Genomic DNA, 10922 nt, shown 5'->3' with positions numbered 1-10922 from the left:
CGAACTCGCTGGGGGATGCGTACACTCCCATTCCTTTTGCTCTTTCGTAAGTTCTGATCTTGGTTTGGAGTTCCTCGTACTCGGCTTCGACCTTGTCCATAAATTGCTTGTCGATGGTGTTGTTGAGATGCCGGCGCGCGACTTCATCGCCTAACTCCTTGAGCCGCTGCTTGGCGATTTCTGGATGCATTTCAATAATCCTTGAATACCGTTCTGAAGAATTCATCGACGCTGCCGTGTTCAAGTTCTATGAGTTCACGGAGGTAGCTGCGATACGCCGCTTCTTGTTTCGCCGACATCTGCTGGTACCCGGCGAGGCGCTTGATCCGCAGGCGCAGATCGTTGATGCGCTGCTGGTCAGCACTCATGACGAACCCTGTTCGGGCAGCGTGGATTTGCGGCCGTGAATTGTGCTTCATGGGCCGATCGGCAGGCATTTCCGGGTCGGGTCCGCGAGGCTGCAACCTTGGCGGACGTGGAGGCCGCATTGACTTCTCAATCACGAGGTTAGCACCATTCGACATCAGGCGTTGTCATTCCTGGGCGACATGTTCCAGCTGCAGCGCCGCCGCGAGGGTTTTGTGCCAGCGCGGGACGAGGTGCGGCACCGGCAAATTGGCGTCGTGGGCGGCGATGAGCGCGGCCGCCAGGACGGCGAGGTTGTTGATCGTCACGTCGCACGGGGTATCGCCTTGCTCCGTGAGCCGATTTATCAATACGCACAGGCTGCCGATCGCCATCAGATCGTCGGGATCGTGAACGCCGGGGATTAGGCCGTTTTCCTCAAGGCGCAGCTTCCGGCATTCGTACAAAAAGATTGGGGGAAGGTCGGCCACGGCGATGTCGGATAGTTCGTCTTCAGTCATGCCGCTGTGTTCCTTTCGTCTCCCCACACCAGATCGACTAGGGGCCGTAAATAGACGCGCTGTGCTTTGCCTGGACGCTTCAGTAAGACATGGCGCAACGCCGTGCGCGCGTCGGTCTGGGCGGCGAGGATGCGCCCACGGACCCGGTATCTGGCGCCGTTGCAGCGCACGACGCGGCGCGGCTCCGACCGCACCCGGCCGTGGGTGCTGATGCTGTACTCGGGCCAGCCGGGGATCGGCGCCCAACACTCGGCAGTCATGCAGTCCTCCTCTGTTTGTCAGGCAATTCGGCATACGCCGCGTTCAGTTCGGTTTGCAGTTCGTGGTCGCCGCCGTGGTCGGGGTGACAGAGCCGAGACAGCAGCTTGTAAGCCAGATGTGCCCTGGCGGCCCCGACGCGCTGGAACACCACCCGCGCCCACGCGGCCGGGTCAGTATCACAGCGGGTCGGCTGATCAAGCCCGATGATGATGTGGCCGGCGTCGCACAGGACGTGGGCGAGTTCGCACGCGTAGACGGGTTCGTACACCAGCCATTCACGCCGGGTCGGGTTCCAGGAGCGCAGGAACGCCGGCACCACCGTCTTGACGGTGTCGACGATGTCGGCGTCGTAGCGGAACGTCACACCGAAGATGTCACCGCGGCGGTCGAACCGGACGGCGGTCATGAGTCGTACCCCGCCATCACCTTGTCCCGGCATGGTTTACATTTGCCGGTCGCCATCGCCTCCGAGGTGTGGAGCGAGTTGCCGCAGGCGCAAAAGGCGTGTCCGTTTGTAGCCGTGACATCCGTGACATCCGTGACAGAATCGAATAACCGTTGGTCAGAGGGTGTTTCGGCTGTCACGCCTGCGTCACGGCTGTCACGCCTGCTTTCGGTAGGCGTGACGGGCTGACCTGCAATGTCACCGCTGTCACGCTTGTCACGCCTAGGTGCGTCGGGTAGATATCGGCGCCACGCCTGGGCCAGCCCATCCTCGCCGTCAACCTGGTAGCCCTTTGCTCGCCGGTCACCGATGCGGATGGTGTTCGACCGCACCCCATACCGTTTGAGTTCCTTCGCTAAGCGGTTCTGATCCAGCGGCTTACCCCACAAATCGGACCACTCAGATTCGGGGTCGGATGTCAACGCCGCAATGATGTCTGCGGAGAACATGCGGTCGCGGTCACCGAACACGGCCCGAACGTCGCGCAGCAGTCGGGTGCCGAATGACAAGTCATCAGGGTCGCTATCGAGCACGAAGTGACGGCACGCGGCGCGAGCGCGTTCCGGCCAGTCACCACCGACGTAATCAGCGACAGCGAGAAGCGCCTCCCAGACCTCGGCGGACCGGTCACGCACTCCTGCCGGCATGACGGGCCGCATGGACCGCAGGGCGGGAATCGCCTCACCGTTAAAGGCCCACCGCTGCAACCCGTACCACAGGCCGTAAGAATCGTTTCTGGCGTCGCGCTCGCGGAACTCGTCAACATGTTCGTCTGGGGATCGACGACGCATATGCAGGACGATTGAGCGATCAAGAATGGTCCGCGGAATCTTGCCGGCCAGACCCGCGAACGCGACCGGTGCGAAGACGGGGAATTCCCGGACTTCCATTTTCTTCGCGTCACCCTCGCAGCGGTCGACGGTTGCGCCTCGACGGTAGCCGCTGTTGTAGAGCGCCCTAAGGTCTTCAGCCTGAGGATTATTCGTGCGGCCGAATACCGCGTCGGCCTCGTCCTGCAAGATGGTCGGCAACCGCTCCGCCCAAAAAAGCTCCCCGCCGTTAGCGGCATGCGGATCATCCTCACTGGCTTTTGCGATCCGGCGGTACAGCGCCGCCGTAGTGGTGCTGATGGTTAGTTTCGCGTTTAGGCACAGCAGTGCCAGCACTTCGAGAACGCGGGTCTTGCCCGAGCCAGGCTCGGGTGAGTCGAGCACCAGTCGCGGCGTCACGTAGAACGCGCTAACAACCCACGTGTGCGCGATCCACAAAACGATAACGACCAAGTGATGCACCGAGGGGAACGCCAAAAACCGTCCTGCAAACCGTTCGATGTCATCGAGCAGCTCGGCGCCGTCCGGGTTTTCCTCTGAGTACCAGTCCCGCAGTTCATCCGCGCGGTCATGGCTCATGGCGCTACCTCCCGCGGGATGTACGCCTCACGGCGCTGCCGAATCTGGCTGGCGATGGCCGGCCAATCAACGGCCGCGGCGATGTCACGGGACGTCTCGGAACGGGCCTCCTGGGCGATTTCAACACGTAGCGCGTGATGCTGCGCGGCGTCGAATAGCGCGGCGGCCTTGCGCGGATCGGTGTCGTCAAGATCGCACCATTCAGGGGTGCCGGCTTGTGGCCACGACCCGACCCGCTCAAGCAGCGATGTGACGTGCTCATGCACCCTCCACCAACTGACCTGACGGGAGCCGACTGCGGTAACCTTGGTGCTGGTTGGTGTGGTTGGGTGGCCACTGAAACTCTCGGTCGGCTTCCGGTTCTCCGGGGGCCGATCTTCTATTGGTGGCCCGTTCTCATACTCGGTCATGCCGACACGCCGTCCGCGAGCCGGTCGACGAACGCGGCTAAGGATTCTCCGGTGATGAAGCCGCGCCGACCAATGTTGACCTTGACCAGTTCACGTCGGTTGACGAGGTCGTAAACCGTTGTGCGGCTGACGCCTCCGAGTTCCGCACAGGCAGTGGGGATGGGGACTAGTAGCCGCTGGGTGGTTTCAGCCATGAACCTCTCCATGCTGTTAGCGGGTGACAGCCTGTGTTCTGGCTGTCGTTGACAGCATGCGGGATTAATGGCATGGTGACCATATCAAAAAGCGGGCGGCCTTGTGATAGGGAGACTGATGCCAGCGAGCGTCACAGCACGAATACCAGTCGAAGACACCAGCGGCCGTTTGGTCGGATGGGTCGTGTACGAGACGCTCCAGGAGTTCGTGAAGGTTGAAGATGTCTACGTTCCGGCGGAGTTCTACCTACGCTGCCCAGGTGACGCAGACCAGCCCTCGCTCCTCATCACATTCCAAGTCCGCGACGGCGCACCGGTCTGCACGGCAGTCAATCTGGAGTCGAAAGCTCAAGGCCGCCAAGTGCTTTCAACGGACTTTGAAACCATTAGGCGCAAGCTGAATGGATGGAGCGAAGTCGCGTTCAAACAGGTGCTGCATACTGGCCAGGAATCCGGCGGCACGAGAATGATCGCACTTGGCCCCGTAGACCCGGCGGCGGCGCGTACGGCGTACAACGCTGTCCAGAAACGGACCCGCAGGAAGATTACCGACAAGAAGCTCAAGGAAGTTGCTGCGCTGTACCGCGACAACGTCGACGACGGGCCCTGGCAAGCGATCATGGACCGATTCGGCGTGTCGGAGTCAACCGCGGGACGGTACGTGCTACTGGCGCGTAAGGCCGGTTACCTACCGCAAACCGAACCCGGAAAGAAGAAAGCATGAGAAACGCCAACGGCGAGGGCTCCATCTATCAGTGGAAGCGCAACGGCAAGCCTGACGGCTACAAGGGCGCCATCTCGTACAAAGACGAGAACGGCGACCCGAAACGCTATGTGGCCTACGGGCGTACGCGGAAAGACGTTAAGGACAAGCTCGATAAAGCGCGTGAGCGGCTGAATGCGGGGGCGCCGGTCAAAGATGCCACCCGCAGCGTTGCCGACTGGCTCGCGCACTGGCGGGCGACCAGTTTGGCGGTGTCTGACCGCAAAGAGTCGACGCGGGCGCTGTACGCCACGTTGTGCCGTAAGCATCTCGAGCCGGTGCCGTTCGGGGCGATAACACTGGACAAGTTGCGACCGTCCGATATCGAGGCGTTGGTGCTGGCGCTGCGCGCTAACCGACTCTCTGACAGCACCATCCGTCAGGTTTACACGATCCTGCGTGCTGGGCTCGACGGAGCCGTCCGTGACGGTCTGGTGTCGCGCAATGCTGCCGCCCTGGTGAAGCGTCCAGGCACCCAACGCCGCGAAGCAAGGCACTTGGACGCTGGCGGTGTCGCAGCGGTGCTGAAGGCCGCAGAAACGTCGCGTTACCACATCGCTCTGGTCCTGATCGCGGCGACTGGTCTACGTAGAGGCGAGTGTTTGGCGCTGCGGTGGGATACCGACGTGTTGAATCTTGACGAGGGCTGGCTGAAGGTCCGCAAGACCCTTGGCCGCGTCGGCAACCAACTCGTCTTCTCCGAACCCAAGACAGACCGTTCCCGGCGCACGGTGCCGCTCTCCCCCGCCGTCGTGGCGATGTTGCGCAAGCACCGCACCGAACAGAAAGCTGAGAGACTGCGGGCGGGTAACCAGTGGCAGGACTCGGACCTGGTGTTCACCACTGAGTTCGGCGGCGCGGTCGACCCGCGGAATCTGCTGCGAGTCGTGGAGGCTGCTGCGGAGAAGGCTGGTGTCGACGGCGTCGGGGTGCATACGCTGCGGCACTCAATCGCCGTCGGCTGGCTCGAATCCGGAGTGCACATCAAGGCGGTCGCCGACCTGCTCGGACACAGCTCGATCAACATCACCGGGGACATCTACGGCCACACCACCGATACCGCGGCGCGCGGCGCCGTCGACGGCTGGAGCGGCGCGCTCGGCCTGTAGTAAAAGCAGCCTTCGCCGGCGCCGGGTGTTACTCCTCGACAGGCAGTGGGATCACGAGGTAGCTAATCTGCCTTTCTTCGATCTCGAAATCGCCGTAATAAGCATCGTTGAGTTCCTCTAGGGTTTTGGTCTCAATCACCGCCCCGGGCGGCAAGTCGTCGATGCCCAACATGTCGACGAACATGTCGCGCAGGCCCTCGCTAGCGCCAGCTGCGCTAGCGTAGAGGCGATGACCCGTTACGGGCTCCGATTCCGGCTCGGCGGACTTCTCCGTGAGCGCGACTAGCCAGACCTTTTCTCCTGCAGCGCTCATCGCGCGGTCGACCTTCCCAGTTCCACTGCCGTTGCGCTATGTGTTGCGCTACATACCGCCGCGGCATCGGTTTCAGCATCGCAAGCAGCGCCAGAAATTCCTCTGACCTGCATAAATACTGGTCGGGCTGACAGGATTTGAACCTGCGACCACTTGACCCCCAGTCAAGTGCGCTACCAAACTGCGCCACAGCCCGGTCGCCGCCTGATCTTCGGCAGCAGGTCGAAAGCCTACCGCAGCTGTGGCCTGCCGTCGTAACCCCACGCAAACCGCAAACCGACCTACACCGTTGCCAGCAGCCGGTATAGCCCGATGAGGCCGACCACGACGATCGCTGCGCGAAGCGTGCTGGGCGACAGCCGCCGCCCGTAGTGGGCACCCAAGAAACCGCCGACCAGTGAGCTCACGGCGATCACCGCCGCCGCGGACCAACTGATCCGATGAAAAGCGACGATCGTGTATGCCAGCGCTGCAACAACATTGACCAGCAGCGCCAGCAGATTTTTCGCCGCGTTTATCCGCTGCATCGACTCCGGCAGCAGCGCACCCATCAGCCCGACCAGGAGGATCCCCTGCGCCGCCGTGAAGTAGCCGCCATACGCGCCGATTGCGAAGGTCCCGGCAACCAGCCCAGCCATCCGACGAACCGACAACTGATCGACCGACCGGCCGCTCCGCTCGGCGCGCCGGCGCGCCCACGCTTGGATGCGGGGGCCGGCGATCACCATGATCAGCGCAGCGACCAGCAGCACCGGCACGACTCGGGTGAACACCTTCTCCGGCAGATGCAACAGCAGCCACGCGCCCACCGCCGCCCCAGCTAGCGACGCCGGGATCTGCCAGCGCAGCCGCCGCCATTGGCCGTGCAGCTCGCGACGGTATCCCCAGGTTCCCGATATGCTCCCGGCCACCAAGCCCACCGCATTCGACATGGTCGAGGTCACCGCGGGATAGCCCAGCGCGACCAGCGTCGGGAATGTCACCAGCGTGCCCGAGCCCACCAGTGCATTGATCGCGCCTGCCGTTACGCCGGCCAGCGCGATCAGCACCAAATAAGAGATGGGCACTCGGAAACCCTATTGGGCGCCTGCTGGACGAATGCTGGCAGTCAGCGTGACCGTGCGCCTCGCTTTTCGCGCACGCGCACGTTGATCCGGATCGGGCTGCCCTCGAAGCCGAACGTCTCGCGCAGCCGCCGCTCCAGGAACCGCCGATACCCGGCCTCGAGAAACCCGGTGGTGAACAACACGAACGTCGGCGGGCGGGCAGTGGCCTGCGTCGCGAACAGGACACGCGGCTGCCGACCGCCGCGCACCGGAGGCGGCGTCGCTGCGATCACTTCCTTCAGCCACGCGTTCACCCGGCCGGTCGGAATCCGGGTGTCCCACGACGCCAGGGCCGTCTCCAGCGCAGGCACCAGCTTCTGCACCGCCCGACCCGTCTTGGCGGAAACGTTGACCCGCTGCGCCCAGCGCACCTGCACCAGCTCGCGGTCGATTTCGCGCTCCAACAGTTCTCGCCGGTCATCGTCTACCAGATCCCATTTGTTGAAGGCCAGCACCAATGCCCGCCCGGCCTCGATCACCATCGTCAAGATCCGCTGGTCTTGCTCGGTCAACGGCACCGAGGCGTCGATCAGCGCGATCACCACTTCGGCGGCATCGATTGCACCGTGGGTACGCACCGACGCGTAGTACTCGTGTCCACTGGCCTGACCGACTTTTCGGCGCAAACCGGCCGTGTCGATGAACCGCCACGTCTTGCCGCCCAGTTCGATCAGCGAATCGACCGGATCAACCGTTGTGCCCGCGACCTCATGCACAACGGCCAGCTGATCACCCGCCAGCCGATTCAGCAAAGAGCTCTTGCCCACGTTGGGTTTGCCCACCAATGCCACCCGCCGCACGCCGCCACCGGACGACGCCGTCTCTGCCACCTCGGGCAGTGCGGCCACCACCTCGTCGAGCAGCTCGGCCACACCGCGACCGTGCATCGCGCTGACCGGATAGGGCTCACCCAGTCCCAGCGACCACAGCGCCGCCGCGTCGGCCTCGCCTTTCTCGCTGTCAACCTTATTGGCCGCCAAGAAAACTGGCTTGCCCGAGCGGCGCAGGATCCGAGCGGCCGCCTCGTCGCCCGCAGTGGCGCCGACCACCGCGTCGACAACCAGGATTACCGCGTCGGCGGTGCGCATGGCAACCGACGCCTGCTCGGCCACCAACTGTTGCAGGCCCTTCGCATCCGGCTCCCACCCGCCGGTGTCCTGTACGACGAACCGGCGCCCGGTCCACAGCGCGTCGTAGGACACCCGGTCGCGGGTCACGCCCGGGACATCTTGCACCACCGCCTCCCGACGGCCCAGGATCCGGTTGACCAATGTGGATTTGCCGACGTTCGGCCGGCCCACCACCGCCACCACCGGCGGTGGCGCGTACGCCGCGTCGGAACCGACTTCGTCGAGGTCCCAATCGCTTTCGTCGCTCAAGGTGCCGTCCTGGCTCATTGCACGGCCCCGCTACGCTGCTTGACCAACTCCAGCAGGTAAGCGATCACCTCAGCCTCGGTCATATCGCTGGTGTCGACGACAACGGCGTCGTCGGCCGCCCGCAACGGCGACACCGCGCGCGTCGAATCAAGATGGTCGCGGCGGCGCACATCGGCGAGCACACCGGCGTAGTCGTCGGCCAACCCGGCGTCGACGTTCTGGTGGTTGCGCCGCTGGGCCCGGGTCTCCGCCGACGCAGTCAGAAAGAACTTCACGTCCGCGTCCGGCAGCACCACAGTCCCGATGTCGCGACCCTCCACCACGACGCTCGACCGGCCCTGCGCCAGTTCCCGCTGCAGACCCACAAGCCGCCGACGCACAGCCGGAACCGACGACACTGCCGAGACAGCTCGGGTGACCGCGCCGCCACGAATCTCCACCGAAACATCTTCGCCGCCAAGGTAACAGCGGTCCACATCAGGGTCATACCCCACCGATAGGGGCACCGTCTCGGCGATCGCCCCGACAGCCGCATCATCAGAGGGGTCGATGCCGGCCCGCAGCACCGCCAGCGTCACGATCCGATACATCGCACCGGTATCCAAGTATCGCGCGCCGAGCGCGCGCGCCAATCCCCTTGAGACCGAAGACTTCCCAGTTCCTGCCGGGCCGTCGACGGCGATGACCAGCCCGCTCACAGGCCCACCGCTTTGTACAGTTCCCCGATTTCGTTGCGCCCCAACGCCCGGATGCTTCCCGGCCGCTGGTTGCCCAGCGATACTGGACCGATATCGGTTCGCACCAGCGCCTGCACCGGGAAACCCGCCGCCGCCAGCAAACGGCGCACAATGCGCTTTCGGCCTTCGTGCAGCGTCACCCGCACCAGCGTCTTGCCCGAAACGGCATCCACCACCGCGAAATCGTCCACCGAGGCAAGACCATCGTCCAGCTCGACGCCGGTGCGCAGCTTCTTGCCCAGTCCGCGCGGCACGGTCCCGGCCACTGTTGCCAGATACGTCTTGGGCACCTCATATGACGGATGCATCAGCCGATGCGCCAGCTCACCGTCGTTGGTCAGCAAAATGAGGCCTTCGGTGTCGGCGTCCAGACGCCCGACGTGAAAGAGGTTCTTGTTGCCCCGGACCCGATGTTCGACCAGGTCGCCGATACACGGTCGGCCGCGATCGTCGGACATGGTCGAGTGCATGCCGCGCGGCTTGTTCAACGCCAGATACACCAGCGAGTCGTCGAGAACTACCCGCGCCCCGTCGACACGGATCACGGCCGCATCCGGGTCCACCCGGCTGCCCAGCTCCGTCACCAGCTTCCCGTCCACTTCGACGCGGCCGTCGGCGATCATCTGCTCCGCTACCCGCCGCGACGCAATCCCGGCCTGCGACAACAGTTTTTGCAGCCGCACCCCCTCAGCCATCACTCCTCGTCCACGTCAAACGACGTCGGCTGTTCCGGCTCCGAAGCGCCGCTGAGCTTGACGAAACGTGGCTCGTCATCTAGCGATTCGCTGATGTCGTCGATGATGTCGACATCGGGAAGCAGCGGCGCAATGTCGGGAAGGTCGGCCAGCGACGACAATCCCAGCCGCTCCAAAAACAGCTCGGTCGTGGCGAATGTCGTCGCGCCGGTATCAGGGTCGGTGCCCGCCTCGGTGATCAGGCCGCGCGCCAGCAGCGTGCGCATGACGGCGTCGACGTTGACTCCACGCACCGCGCTGACCCGCGCCCGGGTCACAGGCTGCCGGTAGGCCACCACGGCAAGGGTCTCCAGCGCCGCACGGGTCAGCTTGCTTCGTGAACCGTCCAGCAGCAGCCGCTCGACATACGGGGCGAACCGGGCGCGGGTGTACATCCGCCATCCCCCACCCGCCTCCCGCAGGTCGATGCCGCTGTCACGTTCGGCGAGCTCGTCGGCCATCAGGCGCAGTTTGGCAGCGACCCGGTACAGGGGTTGCTCGGCGACCGCGGCGAGCGTTTCCGCGGTCACCGGGGTGTCGACCACCAGCAGCAACGCCTCGAGCACCCGGCCGAGCTCGGCGTCGTCGAGCTCTGGCTCCAGCCCGGGGACGTCGAGACCCAGATCGGGCTCGGGGAGCTGGTCGGTCATGGTTGATCTCGCACTTCTGGCGGCTCTGCTTTCACCAAGTCTTCGCTGGTCGGCCGTTCTCCGGTCCACGAAACCTGGAGCACACCAAGCGGTTCTGACTGGTCGAATGCTACCGCCCGGGCCCGATACAGTTCGAGCAGCGCCAGGAAGCGGCCGACGATCTCGATCGGCGCCGCACAGTCGGCGACCAGCTCGGAAAACGACGCCCAGTGGCCGATGCCTCGCGTCTCTAACAGATCCAGCAACTGTTCTGCCTGCTGCGGTACGGAGACCATCAGCTCGTGCAGATGCTCAATGGTCACCGACGGCGCCGGCCGCGGGGTCAGCGCGATCGCCGCGATCTGCGCGAATCGCTCAGCGTCGACACCGAGCATGACCTCGGGCAGCAGGTTGGCGAACCGGTCCTCCAGCGACACCGCCCGCGGATAGCTGCGCAGCGCCGCCGCCTCCAGCTCGGCGAACATCTCGGCGACGTGCTTGAACGCCCGGTATTGCAGCAGCCGGGCGAACAGCAGGTCGCGCGCCTCGAGCAGCGCGAGGTCCTCC

The 10922-nt window shown here is 64.4% G+C and carries 16 protein-coding genes and 1 tRNA gene; 2 read left to right on the top strand and 15 right to left on the bottom strand.

Annotated elements, in window-relative coordinates; all coding sequences use genetic code 11:
* Window positions 1-191: 191 nt before the first annotated feature.
* From ACFE99_RS15900 to ACFE99_RS15870, 7 genes are all read right to left on the bottom strand, one after another.
* The gene (locus ACFE99_RS15900) at window positions 192-368 is read right to left on the bottom strand and encodes a hypothetical protein (RefSeq protein ID WP_375486917.1); all 177 of its coding nucleotides are present in this window, start codon (window positions 366-368) and stop codon (window positions 192-194) included.
* Between the two features lie 165 nt (window positions 369-533).
* Window positions 534-866 carry a hypothetical protein gene (locus tag ACFE99_RS15895; RefSeq protein WP_375486915.1) on the bottom strand — a complete coding sequence of 111 codons (333 nt, stop codon included), beginning with the start codon at window positions 864-866 and terminating at the stop codon, window positions 534-536.
* On the bottom strand, window positions 863-1126 hold the full coding sequence (locus ACFE99_RS15890; RefSeq protein WP_375486913.1) for an NUMOD4 domain-containing protein: 264 nt from the start codon (window positions 1124-1126) through the stop codon (window positions 863-865). Before ACFE99_RS15890 ends, ACFE99_RS15895 begins: the two co-directional genes overlap by 4 nt.
* A complete protein-coding gene (locus ACFE99_RS15885) occupies window positions 1123-1533 on the bottom strand; it encodes a hypothetical protein (RefSeq protein WP_375486911.1) in 411 nt (136 codons plus the stop codon). The genes ACFE99_RS15890 and ACFE99_RS15885 overlap by 4 nt, the downstream gene beginning before the upstream one ends.
* Window positions 1530-2981, bottom strand: a complete 1452-nt coding sequence (locus tag ACFE99_RS15880) for a DUF3631 domain-containing protein (protein WP_375486909.1) — start codon at window positions 2979-2981, stop codon at window positions 1530-1532. Before ACFE99_RS15880 ends, ACFE99_RS15885 begins: the two co-directional genes overlap by 4 nt.
* On the bottom strand, window positions 2978-3391 hold the full coding sequence (locus ACFE99_RS15875; protein WP_375486907.1) for a DUF2742 domain-containing protein: 414 nt from the start codon (window positions 3389-3391) through the stop codon (window positions 2978-2980). The genes ACFE99_RS15880 and ACFE99_RS15875 overlap by 4 nt, the downstream gene beginning before the upstream one ends.
* Window positions 3388-3585, bottom strand: coding sequence for a helix-turn-helix domain-containing protein (locus tag ACFE99_RS15870; protein WP_375486905.1), 198 nt, complete (start codon window positions 3583-3585; stop codon window positions 3388-3390). The genes ACFE99_RS15875 and ACFE99_RS15870 overlap by 4 nt, the downstream gene beginning before the upstream one ends.
* 184 nt (window positions 3586-3769) lie before the next feature.
* Here ACFE99_RS15870 and ACFE99_RS15865 point away from each other — a divergent pair, with 184 nt between their 5' ends.
* A complete protein-coding gene (locus ACFE99_RS15865; protein ID WP_375486903.1) occupies window positions 3770-4309 on the top strand; it encodes a hypothetical protein in 540 nt (179 codons plus the stop codon).
* On the top strand, window positions 4306-5457 hold the full coding sequence (locus ACFE99_RS15860) for a tyrosine-type recombinase/integrase (protein ID WP_375486901.1): 1152 nt from the start codon (window positions 4306-4308) through the stop codon (window positions 5455-5457). The genes ACFE99_RS15865 and ACFE99_RS15860 overlap by 4 nt, the downstream gene beginning before the upstream one ends.
* A 28-nt stretch (window positions 5458-5485) precedes the next feature.
* On the opposite strand, the gene ACFE99_RS15855 is transcribed toward ACFE99_RS15860, so the two are convergent.
* The 8 genes from ACFE99_RS15855 to ACFE99_RS15820 all read right to left on the bottom strand — a co-directional run.
* The gene (locus tag ACFE99_RS15855; RefSeq protein ID WP_375486899.1) at window positions 5486-5770 is read right to left on the bottom strand and encodes a hypothetical protein; all 285 of its coding nucleotides are present in this window, start codon (window positions 5768-5770) and stop codon (window positions 5486-5488) included.
* Window positions 5771-5889: 119 nt separating this feature from the next.
* A tRNA-Pro gene (locus ACFE99_RS15850) sits at window positions 5890-5966 on the bottom strand.
* An 85-nt stretch (window positions 5967-6051) separates the two neighbouring features.
* A complete protein-coding gene (locus ACFE99_RS15845) occupies window positions 6052-6837 on the bottom strand; it encodes a sulfite exporter TauE/SafE family protein (protein WP_375486897.1) in 786 nt (261 codons plus the stop codon).
* Between the two features lie 41 nt (window positions 6838-6878).
* A complete protein-coding gene (der, locus tag ACFE99_RS15840; RefSeq protein ID WP_375486895.1) occupies window positions 6879-8273 on the bottom strand; it encodes a ribosome biogenesis GTPase Der in 1395 nt (464 codons plus the stop codon).
* A complete protein-coding gene (gene cmk / locus ACFE99_RS15835; RefSeq protein WP_375486893.1) occupies window positions 8270-8953 on the bottom strand; it encodes a (d)CMP kinase in 684 nt (227 codons plus the stop codon). Before cmk ends, der begins: the two co-directional genes overlap by 4 nt.
* Entirely contained in the window at window positions 8950-9687 is a 738-nt protein-coding gene (locus ACFE99_RS15830; RefSeq protein ID WP_375486891.1) for a pseudouridine synthase, read from the bottom strand. Before ACFE99_RS15830 ends, cmk begins: the two co-directional genes overlap by 4 nt.
* Window positions 9687-10376 (bottom strand): SMC-Scp complex subunit ScpB, encoded by a 690-nt coding sequence (gene scpB / locus ACFE99_RS15825; protein WP_375486889.1) that lies wholly within the window; start codon window positions 10374-10376, stop codon window positions 9687-9689. Before scpB ends, ACFE99_RS15830 begins: the two co-directional genes overlap by 1 nt.
* On the bottom strand, window positions 10373-10922 hold a 550-nt coding region (locus ACFE99_RS15820; protein ID WP_375486887.1), incomplete at its 5' end, for a segregation/condensation protein A. The genes ACFE99_RS15820 and scpB, both read right to left, overlap by 4 nt.

It is taken from the genome of uncultured Mycobacterium sp. (genome assembly GCF_964249325.1).
Lineage (GTDB): Bacteria > Actinomycetota > Actinomycetes > Mycobacteriales > Mycobacteriaceae > Mycobacterium.
Note: the sequence above shows the minus strand (reverse complement) of the source record. Positions and strands in the feature narration are given on the sequence as shown.

Coding starts and splice junctions, on each gene's coding strand:
- ACFE99_RS15900 (WP_375486917.1), bottom strand. CDS start 368: ATGAGTGCTGACCAGCAGCGCATCAACGATCTGCGCCTGCGGATCAAG.
- ACFE99_RS15860 (WP_375486901.1), top strand. CDS start 4,306: ATGAGAAACGCCAACGGCGAGGGCTCCATCTATCAGTGGAAGCGCAAC.
- ACFE99_RS15855 (WP_375486899.1), bottom strand. CDS start 5,770: ATGAGCGCTGCAGGAGAAAAGGTCTGGCTAGTCGCGCTCACGGAGAAG.
- ACFE99_RS15890 (WP_375486913.1), bottom strand. CDS start 1,126: ATGACTGCCGAGTGTTGGGCGCCGATCCCCGGCTGGCCCGAGTACAGC.
- der (WP_375486895.1), bottom strand. CDS start 8,273: ATGAGCCAGGACGGCACCTTGAGCGACGAAAGCGATTGGGACCTCGAC.
- ACFE99_RS15875 (WP_375486907.1), bottom strand. CDS start 3,391: ATGACCGAGTATGAGAACGGGCCACCAATAGAAGATCGGCCCCCGGAG.
- scpB (WP_375486889.1), bottom strand. CDS start 10,376: ATGACCGACCAGCTCCCCGAGCCCGATCTGGGTCTCGACGTCCCCGGG.
- ACFE99_RS15880 (WP_375486909.1), bottom strand. CDS start 2,981: ATGAGCCATGACCGCGCGGATGAACTGCGGGACTGGTACTCAGAGGAA.
- ACFE99_RS15895 (WP_375486915.1), bottom strand. CDS start 866: ATGACTGAAGACGAACTATCCGACATCGCCGTGGCCGACCTTCCCCCA.
- ACFE99_RS15885 (WP_375486911.1), bottom strand. CDS start 1,533: ATGACCGCCGTCCGGTTCGACCGCCGCGGTGACATCTTCGGTGTGACG.
- ACFE99_RS15870 (WP_375486905.1), bottom strand. CDS start 3,585: ATGGCTGAAACCACCCAGCGGCTACTAGTCCCCATCCCCACTGCCTGT.
- ACFE99_RS15830 (WP_375486891.1), bottom strand. CDS start 9,687: ATGGCTGAGGGGGTGCGGCTGCAAAAACTGTTGTCGCAGGCCGGGATT.